The 22,243-nt window shown below is 45.9% G+C and carries 20 protein-coding genes; 4 read left to right on the forward strand and 16 right to left on the reverse strand.

All coding sequences use genetic code 11. From position 1 onward, the window contains the following. The first annotated feature begins 19 nt into the window (after nt 1–19). Nucleotides 20–1,528, forward strand: coding sequence for an aminotransferase-like domain-containing protein (locus G7035_RS01550; RefSeq protein ID WP_016820667.1), 1,509 nt, complete (start codon nt 20–22; stop codon nt 1,526–1,528). Nucleotides 1,529–1,542: 14 nt separating this feature from the next. On the opposite strand, the gene G7035_RS01555 is transcribed toward G7035_RS01550, so the two are convergent. Together G7035_RS01555 and G7035_RS01560 are read right to left on the reverse strand one after the other, a co-directional pair. Continuing rightward, entirely contained in the window at nt 1,543–2,313 is a 771-nt protein-coding gene (locus G7035_RS01555) for an MBL fold metallo-hydrolase (protein ID WP_019686590.1), read from the reverse strand. Nucleotides 2,314–2,464: 151 nt separating this feature from the next. Continuing rightward, nucleotides 2,465–3,526, reverse strand: coding sequence for a sulfate/molybdate ABC transporter ATP-binding protein (locus G7035_RS01560; RefSeq protein WP_019686589.1), 1,062 nt, complete (start codon nt 3,524–3,526; stop codon nt 2,465–2,467). Nucleotides 3,527–3,745: 219 nt separating this feature from the next. On the opposite strand from G7035_RS01560, the gene G7035_RS01565 reads away from it, so the two are divergent. Next, nucleotides 3,746–4,147 (forward strand): secondary thiamine-phosphate synthase enzyme YjbQ, encoded by a 402-nt coding sequence (locus G7035_RS01565; protein ID WP_013369978.1) that lies wholly within the window; start codon nt 3,746–3,748, stop codon nt 4,145–4,147. A gap of 173 nt (nt 4,148–4,320) precedes the next feature. Here G7035_RS01565 and G7035_RS01570 read toward each other — a convergent pair whose 3' ends face one another. The 3 genes from G7035_RS01570 to G7035_RS01580 form a co-directional block, all read right to left on the reverse strand. Next, nucleotides 4,321–4,902 (reverse strand): TetR/AcrR family transcriptional regulator, encoded by a 582-nt coding sequence (locus G7035_RS01570; RefSeq protein WP_016820670.1) that lies wholly within the window; start codon nt 4,900–4,902, stop codon nt 4,321–4,323. A gap of 5 nt (nt 4,903–4,907) precedes the next feature. After that, entirely contained in the window at nt 4,908–5,540 is a 633-nt protein-coding gene (locus tag G7035_RS01575; RefSeq protein WP_013369976.1) for a YigZ family protein, read from the reverse strand. A 147-nt stretch (nt 5,541–5,687) separates the two neighbouring features. After that, a complete protein-coding gene (locus tag G7035_RS01580) occupies nt 5,688–7,043 on the reverse strand; it encodes a glucose-6-phosphate isomerase (protein ID WP_013369975.1) in 1,356 nt (451 codons plus the stop codon). Nucleotides 7,044–7,294: 251 nt separating this feature from the next. Here G7035_RS01580 and G7035_RS01585 point away from each other — a divergent pair, with 251 nt between their 5' ends. Further along, entirely contained in the window at nt 7,295–8,194 is a 900-nt protein-coding gene (locus G7035_RS01585; RefSeq protein ID WP_019686588.1) for an NAD(P)-dependent oxidoreductase, read from the forward strand. A 108-nt stretch (nt 8,195–8,302) separates the two neighbouring features. Here the strand turns inward: G7035_RS01585 and ppnP are convergent, their stop codons facing one another. The 4 genes from ppnP to G7035_RS01605 form a co-directional block, all read right to left on the reverse strand. Next, complete coding sequence (ppnP, locus tag G7035_RS01590) at nt 8,303–8,617, reverse strand: pyrimidine/purine nucleoside phosphorylase (RefSeq protein ID WP_019686587.1); 315 nt, start codon at nt 8,615–8,617, stop codon at nt 8,303–8,305. A 290-nt stretch (nt 8,618–8,907) separates the two neighbouring features. Continuing rightward, nucleotides 8,908–10,953 (reverse strand): transketolase, encoded by a 2,046-nt coding sequence (tkt, locus tag G7035_RS01595; protein WP_013369972.1) that lies wholly within the window; start codon nt 10,951–10,953, stop codon nt 8,908–8,910. A gap of 393 nt (nt 10,954–11,346) precedes the next feature. Further along, nucleotides 11,347–12,246, reverse strand: a complete 900-nt coding sequence (gene purU / locus G7035_RS01600) for a formyltetrahydrofolate deformylase (protein ID WP_013369971.1) — start codon at nt 12,244–12,246, stop codon at nt 11,347–11,349. Between the two features lie 22 nt (nt 12,247–12,268). Next, nucleotides 12,269–13,396: a deoxyribonuclease IV gene (locus tag G7035_RS01605; RefSeq protein ID WP_019686586.1), complete on the reverse strand. Its 1,128-nt coding sequence runs from the start codon at nt 13,394–13,396 to the stop codon at nt 12,269–12,271. Between the two features lie 294 nt (nt 13,397–13,690). Here G7035_RS01605 and G7035_RS01610 point away from each other — a divergent pair, with 294 nt between their 5' ends. Continuing rightward, on the forward strand, nt 13,691–14,599 hold the full coding sequence (locus tag G7035_RS01610; RefSeq protein WP_019686585.1) for a TIGR01777 family oxidoreductase: 909 nt from the start codon (nt 13,691–13,693) through the stop codon (nt 14,597–14,599). A 212-nt stretch (nt 14,600–14,811) separates the two neighbouring features. Here the strand turns inward: G7035_RS01610 and G7035_RS01615 are convergent, their stop codons facing one another. The 7 genes from G7035_RS01615 to G7035_RS01645 form a co-directional block, all read right to left on the reverse strand. Next, nucleotides 14,812–16,596: a DUF6382 domain-containing protein gene (locus G7035_RS01615; protein ID WP_019686584.1), complete on the reverse strand. Its 1,785-nt coding sequence runs from the start codon at nt 16,594–16,596 to the stop codon at nt 14,812–14,814. Nucleotides 16,597–16,657: 61 nt separating this feature from the next. Further along, complete coding sequence (locus tag G7035_RS01620) at nt 16,658–17,170, reverse strand: A24 family peptidase (protein WP_019686583.1); 513 nt, start codon at nt 17,168–17,170, stop codon at nt 16,658–16,660. An 88-nt stretch (nt 17,171–17,258) separates the two neighbouring features. Continuing rightward, complete coding sequence (locus tag G7035_RS01625; protein WP_019686582.1) at nt 17,259–18,254, reverse strand: pilus assembly protein; 996 nt, start codon at nt 18,252–18,254, stop codon at nt 17,259–17,261. Further along, the gene (locus G7035_RS01630) at nt 18,223–20,439 is read right to left on the reverse strand and encodes a DUF5702 domain-containing protein (RefSeq protein WP_019686581.1); all 2,217 of its coding nucleotides are present in this window, start codon (nt 20,437–20,439) and stop codon (nt 18,223–18,225) included. Before G7035_RS01630 ends, G7035_RS01625 begins: the two co-directional genes overlap by 32 nt. A 40-nt stretch (nt 20,440–20,479) precedes the next feature. Beyond that, nucleotides 20,480–21,148 carry a TadE family protein gene (locus G7035_RS01635; RefSeq protein ID WP_019686580.1) on the reverse strand — a complete coding sequence of 223 codons (669 nt, stop codon included), beginning with the start codon at nt 21,146–21,148 and terminating at the stop codon, nt 20,480–20,482. Continuing rightward, nucleotides 21,148–21,342: a Flp1 family type IVb pilin gene (locus tag G7035_RS01640; RefSeq protein ID WP_013369963.1), complete on the reverse strand. Its 195-nt coding sequence runs from the start codon at nt 21,340–21,342 to the stop codon at nt 21,148–21,150. The genes G7035_RS01635 and G7035_RS01640 overlap by 1 nt, the downstream gene beginning before the upstream one ends. A gap of 10 nt (nt 21,343–21,352) precedes the next feature. Then, entirely contained in the window at nt 21,353–22,237 is an 885-nt protein-coding gene (locus G7035_RS01645; protein WP_080561139.1) for a type II secretion system F family protein, read from the reverse strand. Nucleotides 22,238–22,243: the final 6 nt, after the last annotated feature.

Below are 22,243 nucleotides of genomic sequence, written 5' to 3' on the forward strand. Positions count from 1 at the left end.
ACAAAGGAGCGTGGACAGCATGGGCAAGGTTAACAGCGAATTATTGTTTTCAACAGAAAATAACTCGGCCGATCCGAGCTTAAAGCTGTATGAGCAGGTCGTCCATTACGTAAATGTGCGGATTGAGCGCGGGGACTGGCCAGCAGACGTTAAATTGCCGTCGGTGCGAAGTCTGGCTCAGGAGCTGGGTGTGCATCGGTTAACCGTATTCCGGGCATATCAGGAGTTAAAGCAACAAGGACGCATCTATGTAAAAGATAAATCGGGATATTACGCTCATGCTTCCCATGCAGCAGAATTGGGAATATGTACTGCCTATTCGGAACGATCATCCACAAAGCGGATCTTCCAATCGGAATCCACTTACATGGCAGACGACCCGTCTGTTTCCGTCTGGAGGGGGCTGGATGGACTCACCCAGGTTCATGCCGTGAACGCAGACTTCCAATTTTCCAAGGCCCTGATTGATCCCTCTCTCCTGCCTAACCGATACTGGAGAGAATTAATGATGCAGGTGTTTGAAAAGCATCCAAAAATCGCAGCTACCTATTCTTCTGTACAAGGAGACGCTGAGCTTCGTGATGCCATGGCGCAGCATTTTAGCACAGATAAGCATTTTGCAGTATCAACGGACGAAGTACTGATTACCTCCGGCGCACAGCAAGCCATCGATTTGGTTTCCCGATCTCTGATCCGTACAGGAGACCGTGTATTAATCGAACGTCCGGTCTATGGTCCCGCCATGGAAATATTCCGTAGACAAGGCGCCCGCCTAACTGTAACTGATATACGGCCAGAAGGTTATGATATGGATCAGATTGAATGGTGCCTGAAAACGGAAAAACCGCGTCTCTTTTATGTGAATCCGACCTTTCACAATCCGACCGGCTTTACGATCCCCGATGAGCAGCGCAAACGTCTGCCCGAACTGGCCGAGCGCTACGGCTGTCTTATTGTCGAGGATGACAGCACCTATGATATCAGCTTTGGGCAAAAGCCGCCTTCTCCGATTTTCTCCTATGATATCTCGGGGAGCGTCGTCTATATTCGCAGCTACAGCAAATATGTCGCACCCGGTCTGCGAATCGCAGCCGTAACCTGTAGGCCTCAGCTCATGGACAGTCTACTGAGCGTCAAAGCGCTAGTGGACAACGGATCGCCGCTGCTGAATCAAAAGCTGTTTTTACAATACTTTCAATCCCCACGTATGCAGCAGCATATTAAAAAGCTATGTATTGCGCTCCAGATTCGTAAGGAAACGATGGAGACCAGTCTCCGCGATTCCGGCTGGACATGGACCAGCCCGGCGGGAGGACTCAACCTGTGGCTCCAGCTACCTTCTACGATACAACCTAATGAGCTGCTTGCCAAAAGTATACAAGAGTCCGTTTCCTTTGTCCCAGGCAATGTATTTGATCCCATCGGTGCAGAGGGTAAAACGCATATACGGTTGTCCTATTCTTACGCCAATGAGCTGCAAATTAAAGAAGGGATCTCCACACTTCTACGCATCAGTCGAACGATGTAAAGGTAAAACCATCGTTATTCTAACGGCAAACTCATGCCTGTATGTGCCAAACTGATCCCTTCCAGCAACCCGTAGTTGTATGTGATATCCACATCATGGGACATATGTGTAAACACCGTGCTTCCGGGCTTCAGTCTTCCTACAAGTTCCTGAGCCTCCAGCATGTCATATACTGAGCGGGTGGTATACTCCGCTTCCTCATGGTAAAAGCTCGTCCCCAGCACGAGTAAATTCAGATTATGTAAAGGTAAAATTTCCGCCTCATTCAGTCCAATCGAATCCGAACAGTAGGCCCATGAGAAGCCGTCTTTTTCCAAACGATATGCGTAAGCATATCCGTTCTTCCCGTGATTCACACGCCATCCTCGGATGTTCCACCCGCCAAGTTGGACTCCCTGATCTACTGGAATAAGATCCAGGTTTCCAGGGAGCCAGGAAAATTGACGTAAGATCGTGTCGATCACTTCCTGTGGAGCGAACAAGCGCCCTCTATTACCGGTCCAGCGACAGGCATCCGCCCATTCTGGCAATCCTCCAATATGATCAAAATGTGCATGTGTCACGAGGATCGTAGGGATAAAACGCAAACTGCGCAATTCTAACTGTCTACGCCAGTCGGGGCCACAATCAATCATAAAATCCTCTGTCTCGCTTTCGATCAGCACAGACGATCTCAACCTTACATTCGTTCCTATCGTGCGGGCCTCTGTGCACACGAGACAATCACAATATACACGCGGAACCCCCATTGCATCCCCTGTGCCAAGAAAAATAAGCCGATTCATGATTTAACTCCTATCTATCTGGGTGTTTTTACTCCTATTATAACGAACATATCAAGCCTGCGTAAATCACCCCAGCGACCAACGACAAAAGGAGCATGTCCAAAGCCGTAAAACAGGCCAGACACCCCCCTTATATGTGATCTTTTTATTTTCAAATGATAATAGGCATGGGGTCTTCCTTCAGTCGGTTTTCCACCATCCAGCTGGATTCCTCATTATATAGATAGGCCCGATGCACCAACACTCGCACCTGCTGACCAGGTTCCAGTGTAGACTTTTCCAATGAACGGTATGTCATGAGACGCTGATCCCCGACCTGGACTTCAACCATCCATTCACTCCCACGAAAATGTAAATGCTTCACAATGCCTTCCTCGGTTGCCGACAGGAGCGCAAATTCCTCACTCGGTCCGACATCAATGTATTCAGGGCGAATCAAGGCACGTGTTCCCACTCCAGCAGCTTCCTCGAAGCCTCTGAGACTAGCCGCCTGTTCAATCACCGTGGATTCCCCAATAAAGGAAGCCACAAACGGGGTCCCCGGTTTTTTATAAATATCCCAAGGCGTTCCCTTCTGCTCCAGCCGTCCTTGATTAATCACCATAATCTCATCCGCTACTTCAATCGCCTCGTCCTGATCATGGGTGACGAAAATAGAGGTAATGCCCACTCGCTCAATCAACTCTCGCAACCAGGTGCGCAGCTCCTGACGAATCTTCGCGTCAATAGCCGCAAATGGCTCATCCAGCAGCAGTAGTTGAGGCTCCGGTGCCAAAGCACGCGCAAAAGCAACCCGCTGTCGCTGTCCACCTGACAACTGATGCGGATAACGATGCTCAAAACCTTTGAGCCCCGTGAGTTCGACCAGCTCAGTGACCCTTTCCTTGATGCGGGCTTTGGAGCTTTTTTTCACTTTCAAACCAAAGGCAATATTGTCGTACACGCTCATATGCTTGAACAAAGCATAGTTTTGAAATACAAATCCGATTCCACGCTCCTGTGGTGTCAGCTCGTTTACCCTTTTTCCGTGAAAGCGGATCTCTCCTGCATCCGGTTGCTCCAGCCCCGCCAAAATGCGAAGAATGGAGGTTTTCCCCCCGCCACTTGGACCGAGCAAACCAATAAGATGACCCGTCTGAATATCAAAAGATACGTCCTTTACCGCATGAAAATTACCGAAATGCTTGTTTAATCCTCTTACTTCCACATGCATATCCGTACACTTCCTTTCCGCTTCTGGACCAGTTCAGGAACAGCAGCAGCCTTGCTTATCGCAAAGCACGCACCTCATTTGAAAACATTCAATTATTCCAATAAACTTACTTTGTTTTTCTTATGTGATACTTTATCAAAGGAAAGTAATTTTCGTCAACTCTATATATTATCTTAAGAATGAAAAGGGTAAAGTAATACATAGAAAGGAGATGGATTTATGTTGCATACTTTTGAATTATCTACGACACGGCGAGATGAAATGCGTGATATTACGCGTGAGGTTGCAGCACTCATCGAAAAAAGCGGGGTGCAGCAAGGAACAGCTCTAATTTATTGTCCACACACGACAGCCGGCATCGCCATTAATGAAAATGCCGACCCAGATGTCAAACATGATGTCATTTTAAGGCTGGATGAGGTTTATCCCTGGGAACATCCCCAATATCGTCATATGGAGGGAAATACGGCATCCCACCTAAAATCCATTACTACAGGCCCATCACAAACAGTTATCATTCATGATGGAAAGCTGTTGCTTGGACGATGGCAGGGTCTTTATTTTTGTGAATTCGACGGCCCACGCAGACGCCAATACCATGTGAAAATTATGAAGGGCTGACGGAGGCATGCAAAAAAACAGACGATGATGTTCTCCCTCTGGATACATCATCGTCTGTTAAATTCTTAGTCGCTTTCGCAAAGTACCGTAATGATAAGTCACCGTCATGAAGTGCAAACACCCAAAAAAGCGCCCTACATGTTCATGGCTGAAGCGTATGAATGCAGGTACGCTCATAGGTGTCTGCACAGCAGCTTTACATGTGCTAAAGCAGCGGGCCTGATCTCTTCAAATGTTAAACCGTCCTGAATATAAAATGACACAAAGCCATGCATGGATAAAAACAGACTTTTCGGTACTCTTGAGCATTCTTCCTCCGAATGTCCCTGACCATTCAATTCCTGGCGAATCATAGACGCAAATAATTCCACACAACGGTTTTGCTCTGTCCGACAGTATGCAAAGAGCTCTTCATCGTGCATCATGAACATAATTTCGTACTGATATGGATTTTCCAAGCCAAAACGGATATATTCCAGCATCAGGTACTCCAATCTGCTCAAGCCATCATCAGGCGTGCCTGTTGCTGCTTGCAGTAGAATCCCACGCAATGTATTGAAATCTTCAATCACAATGGCGTAGAACAGTTCAGCCTTCTCTTTAAAATGATAGTATAACGAACCATGACTGTAACCCAGATGCTGGCCAATGCTGCGCATTGAAATCGCACGGTAGCCCTTGGTGATAAACAAGTGCCTGGCCGCTTCCAGAATCCGCCCTCTTGACAACTCCTGTTCTACTGCTCTTCTAGCCATATTATTTATTCCCCTTCAATAAAGTAAAGCTGCTCTCCCTCCGACACAAGCGATTGTCCCTGTGTCAAGTCGGTTATCCAGTTGCAGAAGGATTCCGCATCACCAGCCAGCGGCAGACAGGTTAAGGTAACTTTATCCGTAAACATCGTTTCTCCGGTACGGATGCTGCGATTGCGTAATTCATTTTCCACTTTGCCCAACCAAGTATAATCCAATTCCACAAAAACTTCACGATGCAACACACGTGTAATCGCATCCCCTGCCTCGATAGCTGCAACAGCACCATCTGAGTACGCGCGAATCAGTCCGCCTGCTCCCAGCAAAATCCCGCCAAAGTAACGGGTAACCACAATAGCGACATTTTTCAGTTTCTGATTGCGGATGACCTCCAAAATGGGCTTACCCGCCGTCCCGCTCGGTTCTCCGTCATCCGATTGCTTTTGGATTTCGTCTCTTTCCCCAATCATATAGGCCGAACAATTATGGGTAGCATTCCAATGCTCTTTTTTGATGCGTTCTATAAAAGCAACTGCTTCTTCCTCAGTTTGAACAGGCTGAATATGGCCGATAAAACGGGATTTTCGGATTACAATTTCCTTGTTGCCGGCACCGCGTACGGTTCGGTATTGTTCCAACATACACGTATAACCTTCCTTACTTCATTTTACAAGAAAGCAGTTCCCCGCTTCTGGCAGCTGGCGAACTGCTTTCCTGTACTTAATTGATGCTATACACTATAATGCTTCAGACCGAAAGCCTGTTTCGAATTAGAAATTATAGTTCCCTTATTCAGACAATCTAGCTTCAAGCTCAGCTTTTTCTTTTTCGAAGCCCGGTTTGCCGAGCAGCGCAAACATGTTCTTTTTGTAAGCTTCTACCCCCGGTTGATCGAACGGATTTACGCCCAACAGGTAGCCGCTGATACCGCAAGCCTTTTCGAAGAAATAAGCAAGGTAGCCAAAGGAGTAAGGGCTCAAGTCAGGAATATTTACAATCAGGTTTGGTACTTGTCCGTCTGTGTGAGCCAGCAATGTACCTTGGAATGCTTTTTTGTTTACAAAATCCACTGTTTTGCCTGCCAGGAAATTCAGTCCATCCAGATCATCCTCATCTGCTTCAATGGTGATGTGACTAGGTACATTTTCTACTTGGATTACCGTTTCGAAAATGTTACGGCTGCCTTCCTGAATGAATTGTCCCATAGAGTGCAGGTCTGTCGAGAAGTCAACAGAAGCTGGATAAATACCTTTATAATCCTTGCCTTCGCTTTCTCCGTACAGCTGTTTCCACCACTCGGATACGAAATGCAAAGACGGCTCATAGTTTACGAGAATTTCAATTGCTTTACCTTTGCGGTACAAAGCGTTACGAACGGCTGCATATTGGTAAGCCTCGTTCTCAGCTACATTCGGGTTGCTGTATTCTTTGGAAGCGTCTGCTGCACCTTGCATCATTTCTTCGATGTTGATGCCTGCTGTAGCAATCGGCAACAAGCCTACTGCTGTCAGCACGGAGTAACGGCCACCCACATCATCAGGAATAATGAAGGATTCATAGCCTTCCTCGTTAGCGAGCTTTTTCAGAGCGCCACGTTCTTTATCCGTTGTAGCGTAAATACGTTTGCGCGCTTCTTCTTTACCATATTTTTTCTCCAGAGCCGCACGGAATACGCGGAAAGCGATAGCTGGCTCGGTTGTTGTACCTGATTTGGAGATGACATTCACAGAGAAGTCTTTTCCTTCAATCAGTTCCAACAGATGATTCACATATGTAGAGCTGATGTTGTTGCCTGCAAAATAGATAGCTGGACCCTTGCGTTGATCTTTAGGCAGCGCATTGTAGAAAGAATGCGACAGCATTTCAATCGCAGCACGTGCTCCAAGGTAAGAACCGCCAATACCGATTACAATCAATACCTCGGAATCGCTTTGAATTTTAGCAGCAGCCTTTTGGATGCGCGCAAATTCTTCTTTATCATAATTGGTAGGCAGGTCAATCCAACCCAAGAAATCTGAACCTACACCTGTTTGATTGTGCAGTTGCTCATGAGCCAACTTGATGGGCTCTGCAAAATAATCAATTTCGTGCTGCCCTACAAAGGAGAGCGCTTTAGTGTAATCAAAAATAACTTTTTTAGACATATTTGGAACCTCCTGTTTGGTATTACTAAGACCATGAATACGAACATAAGGACTTAGGAATAGGATACTTTAATTTGCTGAGCCTGACAAGCTTGCGTTACCTGTGTGTTCTGTGCCTTGACAGACCCTGCTGTAGATAGGGTAGCATGCCCATGCTACAATGAACTGAGAGCAATCTGTTTCAATATTCAATTCAAGCCGAACTCGCATCTGCATCGGACGGCAACTTCCAACAAGAAAGGTGATTAGCAATGAAAAACATCGGATTTATCGGACTGGGCACGATGGGCGCCCCGATGGCATCCAATCTGCTAAAGCAGGGATTCGGAGTCACAGTTTATAATCGTACCGCTTCGCGCTGCGAGCCCTTGGTAGAGCAAGGCGCACGTGCAGCTTCAACCCCTCGTGAAGCGGCCGAAGGGCAGCACCTGGTCATTACCATGGTCAGCGATGATCAATCAATACGTGACGTGTATTACGGTCAGGACGGTGTGTTTGCAGGTCTTACGGCTGGTATGACCGTGATGGACAACAGCACAATTTCACCTGAGCTGGTCAAACAATTGGCCGTCGAAGCGGACAAGCTGGGCTGCTCCTTCATTGATGCCCCCGTAACAGGCAGCAAGCCTGCCGCTGTAGATGGAACACTCGTGTTCATGGTCGGCGGTCATGCAGAAGCGATTGCGGCGCAATCAGATGTTTTTGATACCTTGGGCAAAAAGGTGCTCCATATGGGACCAAATGGTAGCGGGGCCGTGGCCAAGCTCGCTCACAATACGATGGTCGGTATAAATAACCTCGCTCTGGCTGAAGGCTTTGCCATCGCCGCTAAATCCGGCATTCCAGCAGACAGCTTCCTAGAATTGGTACAGCTCGGATCGGCAGGCAGCAAAGCCGCTGACCTCAAAGGGCGCAAAATCATTGAGCATGATTTTAGCAACCAGTTCTCACTTGCTCTGATGCTCAAGGATTTGAAGCTCGCTTCCTCACTAACAGACAGCCTGTCCATCCCTACGCCCATGTTGTCCATAGCCAAAAGCTTGTTTCAAGCCGGACAAACACAAGGCTACGGCGATGAGGATCTATCTGCCGTCGTAAAGACATACGAAGCATGGATTGGCCGCACCATTGGTGGTCAGCCTCTTGAGTAAGCTGTACTTTTCTTTGTAACCATGCTGCTGTGTGTTTGTATTTATAACACAGCTTTAGGGTAAGAACACTCGGCTTGTAGCTTGAGTGCTCTTACCCTTTTCAGAGCATTATTCCTGATAAGAACAGCAATAATCCGTTACACTTCGTACTTCCAGCTTGAAGGAAGACTTCGCAGGTACATGGAAGGTCGATGTGCCATGTATCTCCAGCCATTCCTCAGTACCTGGAAGCATCACTCTCAGGTCCCCTGCCAAAATCTCCATAATCTCACGGGAATCCGTACCGAACTCGTATGTTCCCGGCAACATAATCCCCAGTGTTACCTTACTACCATCACCTAGGATAACTGTGCGGCTTGTAACCTGACCATCGTAATAAACATTTGCTTTTTTAACTACGCTTACTCCATCGAACTGTGTCATTCGTTATCCCCTCATCTGCTCTCAATGGTGAATGAATATGGTGCATCATAACATAATTTGGATTCCAGCTTCAGTATGAAAATACACACTGTATCTGCGTACTCTATCCACTGATAATTCAAAGACATTTTATCGCAAAAAACAAATGTATGAAACAAACAGCCGTAAGCCTTACTCAGGTTACGACTGTTTGTGATACATGGATTGCCACAGCAGGTAAGTCGTTTGCCAGCAATACACGATCATTGCTTTATGGACAAACTCTTCCTAATTACTGATGCTCCAATGTTTTATTTCAACAATGCTTTGACACGGCTAACAACATTCTCTACTGTAAAGCCGTATTCCTTAATTACACGGTCACCAGGTGCGGATGCGCCAAATGTGCTGATACCGAGAATGTCGCCTTGGTCGCCAACATATTTTTCCCATCCCAGTGGATACGCCATTTCTACAGCCAAACGAGCTTTAACTTCAGGCAGCAGAACGGAATCTTTGTAAGCTTTGTCTTGTTTTTCGAACAAATCCCAGCTTGGGAAGCTGATAACGCGTACTTGAATACCTTGTTCTGCCAGTGCTTCCTGTGCTTTAACAGCCAGTTGTACTTCGGAGCCTGTAGCCAGAATTTGAGCAACCGGTTTGCCGTCTGCTGCATCTGCAACCACATAAGCACCGCGTTTGATACCTTCACGTGCATGCTCAGCAGTAGCAGCCAGGATTGGCAGGTTTTGACGAGTCAATACCAGTGCAACCGGGTTTTTCTTGTTTTCCAGCGTGTAAGCCCAAGCAGCAGAAGTTTCATTACCGTCAGCCGGACGAATGACCGTCAGGTTCGGAATAATACGCAGAGAAGCCAATTGTTCAATCGGCTCATGAGTTGGACCATCTTCCCCAACAGCAATACTGTCGTGAGTCAGAACGTAGGTTACAGGCAATCCCATCAGAGCTGCCAGACGAACGGCCGGACGCAGATAGTCTGTAAATACGAAGAACGTACCACCGAATACTTTTACACCTTGGTGCAGCGCCATACCGTTCATCGCAGCAGCCATACCGAACTCGCGGATACCGAAGTAAATATTACGGCCAGCGTAGTCTTCTGGCGTAAAGTTCGTCAGGTTGTTCAAATGTGTCATCGTGGAGCTTTCCAAGTCAGCAGATCCACCTGTCAGGAAAGGAACGTTTGGAGCCAATCCGTTCAGTGCATTACCAGAAGCTACGCGAGTTGAAACCGCTTTGTCTTCTGTGGAGTATTTCGGAAGATCACGATCCCAACCTTCTGGAAGATCGCCGTTTACAGCTGTTTCGAACTGAGCTGCCAAATCAGGGTGAGCCGCTTTGTATTTCGCAAATTGTTCATCCCATGCTTTATTAGCAGCGATACCACGCTCTTTTACTTTAGCAAAGTGCTCGCGAACCTCTTGTGGTACGTGGAAATCCTCTTCGTATACCCATTTGTAGAATTCTTTAGTCAGTTTAGCTTCTTCTGCTCCCAGCGGGGAACCATGAGTACCGCCGTGTCCGCCTTTACCTTGTTTGTTCGGGCTTCCGTAACCGATGACTGTTTTTACTTCAATCAACGTAGGACGAGTCGAGTCAGCTTGTGCTTCTTCAATTGCTTTTTGGATCGCTGGAAGATCATTACCATCTTCTACGCGCAGCACTTGCCAGTTGTAAGCTTCAAAGCGTTTGGCAACACTCTCGGAAGAGGAGAGATTAAGCTTGCCATCCAGTGTAATATCATTGGAATCAAACAATACGATCAGCTTACCCAGTTGAAGGCGACCAGCCAGCGAAGCAGCTTCGTGGGAAATACCTTCCATTAGATCGCCATCGCCACAAATAGCATATGTGAAGTGATCCACAACTTTAAATTCGTCTTTATTATATGTTGCACCCAGTTGTGCTTCTGCCATAGCCATACCTACGGACATTGCTAAACCTTGTCCCAGAGGTCCAGTTGTAGCATCTACACCGGCAGTGTGACCAAACTCAGGGTGACCCGGTGTAAGGCTGCCCCATTGACGGAATTGCTTCAGCTCTTCCATAGGCAGATCATATCCGCTCAGGTGCAGAAGGCTGTATAGCAACATGGAACCGTGTCCTGCAGACAGTACAAAACGGTCACGGTTCACCCATGTTGGGCGATCTGGGTTATGGTTCATTGTTTTAGCAAAAAGTTGGTAGCCCATTGGCGCGGAGCCCATCGGCATACCAGGGTGTCCTGAATTTGCTTTCTCGATGGCATCAATTGCCAACGTACGAATTGTTGTGATGGACAAATTGTCGATAGTGGAGTTTTCATCCTTTTGAATCGCTTGATTCTGGTCAGTCATGGTTTGCCTCCTCATATTGTATGAAGTATGTCAATTGCATTCGGTCATACTCTTCAAAATCACCGTCTCATATAGAAACAGAGACTATTGAAGTGAGTGAATCTGCTTGAATGTTTCAATATGACTTATACACTCATAAGTATTGTACCATTTGCCGTGGAAGTTTGCCAGATCGTTTGTAAAGATGATTGTCGAAATGGTCGAAATATAGTACAGCCCTCATATCAATATACCCGTTATGTATTAACATCATTTAAAAAATAATGAAATCGCAAAAAAATTTATATAGGGCCCAGATATAATACAATTACCCCACACAAAAAAACAAAGCCCATTATGCACTGGGCTTTGTTTAATCCGAAAGGTATTTTCATCAATTTGAAATTGTTAAGTTCAATTAAAAACGACCGTTTTGTTCTCATGAACCAGTATACGATCCTCAGTATGCCACTTCACGGCTCTTGCCAACACGACCCGTTCAATAGTACGACCGATCCGTTTTAGCTCATTTACATCATCTCCGTGGCTTACCCGCTGTACGTCCTGCTCAATGATCGGACCACCGTCCAATTCCTCGGTTACATAATGCGCAGTAGCACCAATAATTTTCACACCACGATTATAAGCTTGGGCATACGGCTTACCACCCACGAATGCAGGTAGAAAGGAATGATGGATATTGATAATCCGGTTGCGATAATGCTCAATAAACTTAGGCGAAATAATCTGCATATACCTAGCCAAAATGATCACATCAATCTCTTCGCCAATGACCTCTAGCTGACGGCGCTCTGCCTCTGGCTTCGTATCGGCTGTCACCGGGATATGGTGATATGGAATGCCAAAGGATTCCACATACTCCTTCATATCCGGATGATTACTAACCACCAATGCAATATCCGCATCCAGATCGCCTGCCTGCCATTGCCACAGCAGTTCTACCAGACAGTGATCTTCTTTGGAAACGAAAATAGCCAATTTTTTCTTACGGCTGACCGCAGAAATCGTCCACTCCATACGGAATTGCTCAGCAACAGCGACAAAGTCCTGCTCCAATTGCGACTGAGCTGCACTCAAATTTGGCAGATCAAATTCAATCCGCATAAAAAACATACCGCCGGACGGGTCCATTGTATATTGGTCAGATTGAACGATATTGGCCCCATGCTCGTACAAAAAGCGGGACACAGTCGCTACAATACCTGGACCATCTGGACAAGATACAAGCATGCGTGCACGGTTTTCATGTGTAGATACAGTGCTGTTTGGCTGATGTTTTACGTGAAGTTCCATGTGGCTATTAGTCCCCCTTGTCTTATACCGTCACTGGCAGATGACTACCGGCAAACCAGGCAATCAACCGTTGATTAATGTGTTCTTCGCTCATCTCTGGGAAGAGTGCTGCTTCTGTTATCATGTCATACAGACGCTCCAGCGGCTCACGCGGGTCTGCTTTTCTTGCTTTGGCATCATTTTTCAGCAGAGTCCAAGTATCCAGTACAAATTTACGGACATCCACATCCTGTTTTTTGAAAAACGAATGCAGCTGCTCCACCTGACCCAAAAACTCATCTCCAAAGCGTTCCTTTACATTACCACGAAGCAAAGCAATCTCAACTTCATACATTGGTCGTTGAGTTTTGGCTTCTTTTCCAATCCACGGCGTCTCCAAAATAAACGGACGTCCTTGAAGTGCTTCATGATGTACCACATTATGAATAGTCTGATAACCAATCCAACCTGATCCAATCGGCGTATGGCGGTCTTTATGAGCGCCAACCGGGTTTTTGCTGTCATTTATGTGAACAACTTGGATGCGATTCAAGCCGACAATACGGTCGAACTGCTCCAGTACACCGTCCAAATCATTGACAATGTCATAACCCGCATCATGAATGTGACAGGTGTCCATACAAACCGTCAGACGCTCGTTGCGCTCTACTTTATCTATAATGGAGGCAATTTCCTCAAAACTACGACCCATTTCTGTGCCTTTGCCAGCCATCGTTTCAAGTGCAATGTTGACATCGGTCTCCTTCACACCATTCAGTACCTCGTTCAAACCATCGGCAATTCGCCCAATTCCGTACTCTGCATCTTTATCTGTAAAAGCCCCCGGATGCAGCACGATATTTTTCACACCAATCGCATGTGTGCGCCGAATTTCCTCCTGAAGAAAGCTGACAGCAAGCTCATAGGTATTTTCTTTGTAGGAGCCGAGATTGATGATATACGGAGCATGCACCACGATATCTTCCATTCCCTTTTCCGCCATTAGCTGCTTGCCTTCCTCTAAATACATAGACTCCATCGGCTTACGACGTGTGTTTTGAGGTGCCCCCGTGTATATCATAAACGAGCTGGACCCGTAAGAAGACGCTTCTTTTGTAGCGCTGAGCAGACCCATGTCCGAGAAAGACACATGAGAACCAATTTTCAGCATGATTTTGATTCATCCCCCTATCCTGTTATGCTTGTCTTATTTTAATTTAATCATTTTAACGTGATTATTGAAATCAAACAACATAGCGTTTATGGCAACTTTTTTAGGTGACTCCCTAAGGGAACCTACAGACATAGTCCACATCTGAATATGTGTTATTGAAATGTAGGTAGATTAAAGCATGAATGGACCTTCTTTAGCGTACACCAGATACATTCAATATGAAGCTTTTGTATCAAAAAGGGTTATATTTTATAACAGAAACATTTTTTGAATTGGAAGGAGAATAACTCCATGAATATCATCGTATGCGGAGGAACTGGATTGGTGGGGAGTGCACTGGTCAAAAGTCTGCTAGATGACGGATATACCGTGAAAGTCATTACCCGCAAGCCGCTGGTTGGACATGAAGCGAGCCCTCGCTTGCAGTATATGAGCTGGAACGAATTAAAACAAAAGCCTGAATTAATGGAAGGTACAGATGCGGTCGTTAATTTAGCAGGTGAGACGCTGAATCAGCGCTGGACGGATAAGTCCAAACAAAGAATTCTTCAATCACGACTGCTGTCCGTTGCCCGGTTGGCTCAAGCGTTGAATGCTCTGCAAAAAAAACCGGAAGTTATCATTCAGGCTTCGGCTGTTGCCGCCTATGGTACTTCCCTGACCGAAACATTTGACGAAAAAAGTCCGCGTCGTTCGGAGGATTATCTGTCTCAGGTAGTTGAGCAGTGGGAGGAAGCAGCCAACGCCTACCCTACCGATGCCCGTTTAATTAATTTACGCATCAGCCTAGTGCTGGATAGAAAAAAAGGAGCATTTCCACTCATGAAGATGCCTTACGTCTTCGGATTCGGTGGAAAAATAGGTAGCGGCCATCAATGGATAAGTTGGATTCATATTGCCGATATCGTTCGTCTGATCTCGTACTGCATTCATACACCAGAGATTTCCGGGGCAGTGAACGCTTCATCACCACACCCCATGACGAACGACCAATTTGGGAAAACAGTAGCTAAGGTATATCGTCGTCCGCACTGGTTTCCCGTTCCTGGCTTTCTAGTCCAAAAGCTATTGGGTGAGATGAGCACGCTTGTATTAGACGGTCAAAAGGTAATACCGCGTAAAGCGCTGGAGCACGGATTTAAGTTTAAGTATTCTTCACTGAAGGAAGCGCTAGAGGAACTCCATTCTTCTCACAAGTAGCGTTGAATTAAAAAATGAACTCTATGGATGATAGATAATATCTTTGTATCTCTACCAGCTTAGGGTTCATTTTTGATTTAGACATAATCTATCAATTAAACTTGAGATCTTTGAGTTGTCTTGTTTTAGGCCTATGAATGGTCTTCTAGTTATAAAAAAGAAGCCCAGAATATAACAGGCCTCTTCTTAACATATATCCATTTAACGTTTACTCAAGATGCATTAGAGGATTTAAAAGAGTCCAATCGATAAATATAAGAGACTCCAGCGATTTTAAAAGTATCTCCATCCTTCATAGTATACTCCTTATAAGGCACCATAGGCTCTCCATTCAGCACTGTTCCGTTCGTCGAGGATAAATCTTTAATGATATGGCTTTGTCCTCCTGTAACTATACAAAGCTCAATATGAGAACGGGAAACTCCATTGGTATGCTCTACAAACTGGACCAATTGCGGATCTCTTCCGATGATAAAGCTACCTCCAACGAATTGGTCTGGCTGCAACCGTATGCGCTCGGTTTCTCCACTCCCAGATAACTTACGATCCAAACAAGCAATCGGCGAGTGCTGAACAGTTGGACTCGGTATCTCTTGATCCGGACGAAGCAGCACGGTTTCCTGCTTGGATATAGTATTGAGTAGCTCCGTTACCCCGGACAAGGACTTATAATAAGCCTCGCTAGTATCGCTGTCGTCCAATTCATTTCCCCGCATGGCACCTTTCCTCGAAGGCTCGTGCAAGTCATAATTTGTACTTACTTTCCCTCTATCCTCCGTCGTTCGGCTTCCCATGCTTTTAGATTCTGAGTCTGGAAAAGTCCAACGCCAGCTTTCCTGTCCTTGATCACTTGAATCGGATGATTGCTTGTCATGATGATGGCGTCCCGCTACAAACCCAGTTAGCTTATCTACCTGATAACGGTCATTTTTTCGCTGTGCTGGAGAAGCAGCTCCTAACCATTCCGAATCCAATACAGGTACTGCCTCGCTATAAAAAGGAGATAAAGCTCGGTTGCGCTCTAATTTCCCCGTCCAGCTTATATAAGCAACAGCGACAAGCACTAAAGTTAGCACAATCGAAATAAGCAAGGGCACCGTCTCTGGATGATCCAAATAAATATAACGCCAAACAATGGCCGAGGCGAGCAGACATCCGAGAGCAATGTATGTTTTATATTTTTGTGATTTAGGCTCCACCTCTTCATTTTCCATTTCGTTGTCGGCTCCTACCTCGACATTCTCCTCTGATTTTGCGGACTGCTTGAGTCGATTGACTCGCTTAAGCTCCTGAATTTCCTGCAGAGTCTCCCGATGTTCTTGGCCGTACGTTCTTCCGCCACGATCTGTATCGTTATCCTGTATGGTATGAGAGGAATGAACAGATGATCTACCTTCAGCCTGACCGCTGATGCTCTGTTCACCAGTCGCCATCCCCTGTAATAGTAGTTCCTTCAACGCGCTCAACTCAAATTCATTTCTATCGCATAGATCAAGTATGCGCTGTATAGATTCTCCCTGAAGGTGAGCCACACGAGTCATCAAACGAATAACCATCTGCTTAAAATAGCTACCTGTTTGTTGCGTATACTGTACACTACACAAAGGAACATAGGTTAAACTAACGTTCTTCCTTGTGCCTGAACCGCTTATAAAAATGTAATCTTCGTGCAAAATAAACTGGCGGATATTTAACATATATTGTGGGCTACGATGAAGAGCATCTACTACTTCAAAAAGAATCCGGTAGAAATCAGAAGTCGACACATTCCCACCTTTCCATACTTGGGAAAGCATACGTTGCCCCGAAATATCGTAATGTAACTCGATCTGAAAATCGACTTCTTTGATTCTAAGTTCCAGCAGACCGGGAATCCGATTACCAGTCATCATTCGGGTCTGTACAGAATTTAAATCATCGGTTTTGAGCCCGCCTTCCTTGTTTAGAATCATAAACGTCCCGCCATTGCGAGCAAAATCCCTGCTTAAACCAAACAATTCATGACCTCCTTAACAATTCTTATCCCCTGAGGTAGCATGATCTCCCCAAGCGGACACGTCATGACAAGAAGTAAAGATAAGCGCTGACCGCTCCTGGAATGACTGCCGTCATAAAGGGAAACCTGAGGTGCGCTTCTCTCCCACTAGTCAGCGCTTTGCCGCTGCGAAATAGGAAAAATCCTCCTAAATTAAACGCCACGCGTCGTAATCTCATGATGGTTTCCCTCCTCCATAGCAAAATCCCTATACTAATAATGCCTGCAAAAAAAATCGAATATAGAGCCGATTGCCACGCAAAAGCTGCACCTGTCCATGCTCCAATTAAGCCAAACAGCTTTACATCTCCTGCACCAACTGCTCCCATCCAGTACAAAATCAGCATGAATCCAAAGCCGGTGCCAAGACCAGCAATAGCAAATAAAAAACCATGCCAGCCTCCGAACAGAGTATTGAACAGCAAACCCACCGCTATACCGGGCAATGTAAGCTTATTAGGGATTTTCATGCTTCGTAAATCTGTCACTAGCGCGATCGCCAGCAGAACTCCACACACAATATACATCCATGTCAATGCGGTCTTCCCCCTTCATAACAATGAAAATTAGCAGGCTTGCCAAATCATTTTTCATTGTAGTTATCTCTATAAGTCTATATCTAGCCTATCCATCAGTTGTCTTCTGCACAGAAAACGGAACCTCAATACGTTGGCCATCCTCCGTTTCAATTACAAAGCTCCATTGACCTGGTGTTGTGTTTGTTCCTACAAACCAGTTCCATTCAACAATCCCATCTGCATTGGCTGAGGTCCAGCCCAAGTGCTGAGCTGTGCTTTCACCTGACTTATAAAGTACAGAAAGGGTAGCATTCGTCCCAGGTTCAACCTTGGCCTTGATCAAATTGTATACACCCTTCACAGCAGGCTCAGGCTTGACAAGCAACTGTATGGAATGCTGCGCATCCTTATCCCCTGTTTCATCACCTGTACCTGCTCCCTCTCCTGTATCACCAATCCAAAGACGTTCCTCAGCCGCCGCTTGGAGCACAATGTTGCGATACAAAAAGGGGACTTTCATCGGTAGTTCATACGATAGCTCTACTCTAAAATAAGGGTCCTTAGTTTCTGTAAGAGAGGGTACATGTACGCTCGTTATATGAATACGGTCATACTCCAGAATACTTTTCTCCATAAAAGGCTTTAGCATCGGCTTCAGAACAGGATCAAGTGCAGCCTCCGTCAAGCGTCCCCGCAACTCCTCCAGCGGCTTTTGACCGCCTTGAACAGCGTTTTCTACCCAGTCGCCGATTGGAGGTGGTAGTTGGGCAGCGAATTGGCTTGCATATTCACTCACAGATAACTTAGGAAGTTCATCTAGCGGTTTGCGGACTGCATCTATTTTAGCGGACGCCGTCTCCACGGCTAGAGACACCGGGTAGATTTTAGCCGAAACCTGCTTAACCGTTTCTGAAGCGGTAGTCTGCAAGGCTGTGGAGACCAGTGTCATTTGGACCATATAAATGAGAAAAATAATAAAAAACAAAAACAATGGCAACACCAGTGACGCTTCTAAAACAATACTTCCTTGTTCACGCTGCTTCAGTCCACAAGCCTGCCGTAGATACTGTTTAATAGGAAAAATGCGCTGTTTTCGTGACATAGTACACACTTCCCTTAATACTCTCGCCTTCTTTGGAGGCGGTTCCGAGCATTTTCATTACTCCAGGTAGAAACCACAGCCTCATCCCGTTCTTGACCTCACCCTTCGCATACGTCCGTCGCTCAGCTGGATTGACATCTGTATTCAGGCGGATCAGAGCAAGCATACGGGACATTTTTCGTTCATTATTGCTATGGAGCATCAGGAACAATCGCAAATGATCCTTGTAAGTCATTCGAAATTTCAGAAAATCAGACAAAGGAACATCCCCTTTTTGCGCCAGCATGATCATATCTTCAATCGCCTTCTCTACTCCATATAACAAAGCTGCCGCCAAAACGACCAACGGGTTACCCTTTGAACTGTTTTTGACCAGTCCCTCCATCGTTCGAATGGCAAGCCTCATAGCAAAAATCTCCCCATAGGCAGCTGCCAGATTACCCGTCGGATTATGAAACCCATACAAGATGTACTCAACTTCTTGATTATTCACCTCCAGCTGGTCCCCTAAAATCTGTGCAGCATTACCCACATTTCCACCTGATCCGGCCAAACTGCCAAAACGGCTGAAATCCACATGATGGAAGTAAGAAAGCGCGTACTCATTCTGGTAAAACTCGTCTCCCAGTTGAATCAGTAAGTTAGATGCCGCCTCATACAGACCATCCATACTATCCATGGAAGCCCCCGTTGCATCATAGGTGTCATAGGGCAAATCAGCGGATACAGATGGACTGGATGAAGACTGATTGAACGAAATACTTTCATTGTAATACTGCTCCACTACTCGAAATTGCTCAGCACTTTGTTTACCTTTAGAAAGAACCTCAATGATCCGATAAGCTTGCTTGAGCTTGTTTTTTGCCTCTCTTTCCATTTTTTTGCGCTCTTTGTCAGGGCCGCGTCGCGTATCCATCGTTCTGGCCTCACCGTCGAGTACATTGGCGGGTCCCGCCCAAGCATATGCATTTGAGTATTTATCTATCTCCTTGAGCGTTGAAGCAACTTCTTGCTTGAGCATGTCTGCATTCAAAAATGGATCTGTATAGAAAGACAGCGTACGCATCATGCTCGTTATTCTATTGTTAGCAGTATTTATTGCGATCCTTTGCTTTTCGATTCCTGCTTCCCATTGCTCAAATTCATTGCTCGGAACCAACAAATCCTCTGCCCTTTGCCGGGCACTTCCTACAGACGGATCAGCGTTGGAGCCTGCTCCGCTTGGGGTGGGGGCTGCAGAAACCTCGTCATAGCCTGCATTGGCCGCCCTCTGCTTATATTGAACAATGACTTTGCGCATTTCTTCATTAATCTGCCGGGCTTCATTTAACGGTTCCTTGGCTTGCAGAAGCAGCTTATCATGCTCCTCTCCAGTCTGAACCATGACCTGTCGCAGGCGATCCAGTGCTTTCCTTGCCTTTCTTGTATATTTCTCCATCTGCATGATTTTAACGTCATCCACACTCTTCTTGTTGTCCTCATATACATGTACGTAATGCTTATATTGAGCAGCAATGTCGGCTACAACTTCAAGTGGGTCCCATATATACTGATTAGGCATATATGTCCCCCTCTGTTTAATAATCCGTTTGCGAACCTCTTCCATATAAGCTCCTGCCTTACGCTGTTTCTCCAGCATGTCATCCAGTTTGGCCTCACGTCTGTCATACAGCTTTTGCAGCCGTTTCAGCAAATCTACCGTGTGTGAAGCCTCCTTCATATTTTGAGAGAGTGGCTTTAGCTTTTCTAGCACTTCCATCGTAAAATCGACAGGCGCTTTATACTTCATCTCTTCACGGATCTGCTCGTTAAATATGGCATATTTACCAAGCTCCCTTTCCATTTGCAGTGAACTGGAATCCAGCTTCATATTCATTAGCGGTAGCGCTTCCGCGCGCGCCGTACGCCGCGCACTGTCATTCAGCACTTTGACCATAATTTGTTCGCCGCCGCCTTCACCATAAGCAAACAAACCGTACTCCTGTTGTAATGCCGGATCATAAGCAGACATCACTGACCGTACTGCTGCATGGGTCAGCCGTTCAGTCTGCACATGCAGTGCAGCAATTCTAGCATAATCAATAAATACAGCAATAAAACCGAACATGACCGCCAAAATCAGAATGAGGAATACCGTGACAGCACCTGATTCTCCGTCCTTTGTATTTCGTCCCTTACCAAACACCCGCTTCCTCCTTTCCAGTTATATTCCCGTTAACTACTCCTTACTGACCGTTTTGCCCATATTGCATCAATACTTTCCCTACAATTGCCGGATCTACCTTTTCACCTGAGCCTCTACCCATAAACTTCGCACCATAATAACGGACCAACTCGACTGTACGAATCCATTCCACAGGTTCCACCACACCCGAGCTCATTTTTCCTTGTAAATCTGTCTGATCTAAAAACTGATTCAACAAAGGTACCTCCACGATCTTATTTAGCTCTGTGGTCACCTTACGGTGAATCATACTGTTCTCATATGTCATCTGCCCATGCATACCCGCAGGCATTCTATTTTCTGCATTGGACAGCTTCTGAGCAGGTAACGAGCCTCCTTCATTGCCGCCCGGTACCTGTACACTTTCCTGATTATTGGCTCCGGCCCAGCCAAACAGGGCGCCTAACATAACGTCATCCTTCAAGCGCCAATAGAGAGAATCCCGTTGCCCTTGCGCAAATGCTCCCGTACGCGGGTCCTTAAAGCTGTTATCCCAACTGTAAGCGGCTCTTTCCGAAGCAGTAGAGGCAACCTGCACCAATATAGATTTTTGATATATATACAGGCAAAAGAATAACATTATAAAAATAACCAGCAGCAAAATGGGAAAGACGAGGGAAGCCTCCAAGGAGAAGCTTCCGTCCTCTTTTTGTACCAATTTGCACAGCATTATGAATCCATAAAATCGTTACTTTTTTTATCCGCCTTTTTCAACAGCCCTTCTACAATTTTCTTGATCTGATCTTTAAAAATAATCGCCACCGCAATCAGAATCGCAATGATCAGGATCATTTCTAACGTCCCCAAACCATCCTCATCCTTGTGCAATTTACGAATACTACCTGCTACAATTGTCATCATCATTTTATTCCTCCTACATATTCATCATCATTAAAGCCGGAGCGCCCACCAGCACAATGACCGTTAGCAAAATTAGTGCCATCGGGAAGACTAACTTTGAAGAAGCCTGTTCCCCTCTTGTGCGGCTAATCGAAGTCCGCTTGCTCCATAACGTCTGAGATAACTCACGTAAAGCCATTACAAAATCGCTCCCGCCACGCCTCATATTCAATAAAACTGTTGTTGTAAATATCGTCACTTCTTGAATACCACAACGTTTGCTCAGATGTTCAAATGCCTGTTGAAAGGAATAGCCACTTTCCCATTCCCCCACTGTCTGCAGCAATTCCCGATACAATGGGTGTACCGTATCCGCCCCTTTACGCTCCACGCAATGAAGCAAAGCCCGTTGTACTGTCTCTCCCGCACCAACCAAAAGCATCATTTTACTCAATAATTCAGGCAATTCCATTAAGATTTGCTGATCCCGCTTCTGTACTTTTCCATGCAAATCCTTGACCAGCGCTACTGGCACCAGAACACCGAGCCCCAAGCCAAGCACCAGTCCAGTCACTTCCCCGCCCATCATAATGGATATTAAAGCTCCACCAGCAGCCACCATATATCCGTACCCCAACATTTCTGCCAGAAAAAGCATCGTTTTTTCTCCGCTGTTGCGCATACCATACAGTTTCTGTATTGAACGCTGTAGCTTGAACATTAGCAAAGGCAACCTATGAGTGGCACGTGAAACATGAAGCATGTGTACAAAAGGCACCGAAAGTTTTTGCAGCCGCAGTCCTTCCAGCTTCATATGGCGAAAATGTGCATACTTAGCAGTGTACATTTGGTTCAGCACCACCCAACCTCCCACTTGCAGAACCAGCATAACCAGACAAACCAACGTCACCACACCCATCACTCC

Source organism: Paenibacillus polymyxa (assembly GCF_015710975.1).
Taxonomy (GTDB): Bacteria; Bacillota; Bacilli; order Paenibacillales; family Paenibacillaceae; genus Paenibacillus; species Paenibacillus polymyxa.

Coding starts and splice junctions, on each gene's coding strand:
- ppnP (WP_019686587.1), bottom strand. CDS start 8,617: ATGACACAGTTCGATGGAGTAAGCGTAGTTAAAAAAGCAAATGTTTAT.
- tkt (WP_013369972.1), bottom strand. CDS start 10,953: ATGACTGACCAGAATCAAGCGATTCAAAAGGATGAAAACTCCACTATC.
- G7035_RS01560 (WP_019686589.1), bottom strand. CDS start 3,526: ATGCATGTGGAAGTAAGAGGATTAAACAAGCATTTCGGTAATTTTCAT.
- G7035_RS01640 (WP_013369963.1), bottom strand. CDS start 21,342: ATGATGATGACAATTGTAGCAGGTAGTATTCGTAAATTGCACAAGGAT.
- G7035_RS01565 (WP_013369978.1), top strand. CDS start 3,746: ATGTTGCATACTTTTGAATTATCTACGACACGGCGAGATGAAATGCGT.
- G7035_RS01610 (WP_019686585.1), top strand. CDS start 13,691: ATGAATATCATCGTATGCGGAGGAACTGGATTGGTGGGGAGTGCACTG.
- G7035_RS01635 (WP_019686580.1), bottom strand. CDS start 21,148: ATGCTGTGCAAATTGGTACAAAAAGAGGACGGAAGCTTCTCCTTGGAG.
- purU (WP_013369971.1), bottom strand. CDS start 12,246: ATGGAACTTCACGTAAAACATCAGCCAAACAGCACTGTATCTACACAT.
- G7035_RS01570 (WP_016820670.1), bottom strand. CDS start 4,902: ATGGCTAGAAGAGCAGTAGAACAGGAGTTGTCAAGAGGGCGGATTCTG.
- G7035_RS01575 (WP_013369976.1), bottom strand. CDS start 5,540: ATGTTGGAACAATACCGAACCGTACGCGGTGCCGGCAACAAGGAAATT.
- G7035_RS01580 (WP_013369975.1), bottom strand. CDS start 7,043: ATGTCTAAAAAAGTTATTTTTGATTACACTAAAGCGCTCTCCTTTGTA.
- G7035_RS01585 (WP_019686588.1), top strand. CDS start 7,295: ATGAAAAACATCGGATTTATCGGACTGGGCACGATGGGCGCCCCGATG.
- G7035_RS01625 (WP_019686582.1), bottom strand. CDS start 18,254: ATGTCACGAAAACAGCGCATTTTTCCTATTAAACAGTATCTACGGCAG.
- G7035_RS01555 (WP_019686590.1), bottom strand. CDS start 2,313: ATGAATCGGCTTATTTTTCTTGGCACAGGGGATGCAATGGGGGTTCCG.
- G7035_RS01605 (WP_019686586.1), bottom strand. CDS start 13,396: ATGCTGAAAATTGGTTCTCATGTGTCTTTCTCGGACATGGGTCTGCTC.
- G7035_RS01550 (WP_016820667.1), top strand. CDS start 20: ATGGGCAAGGTTAACAGCGAATTATTGTTTTCAACAGAAAATAACTCG.
- G7035_RS01645 (WP_080561139.1), bottom strand. CDS start 22,237: ATGGGTGTGGTGACGTTGGTTTGTCTGGTTATGCTGGTTCTGCAAGTG.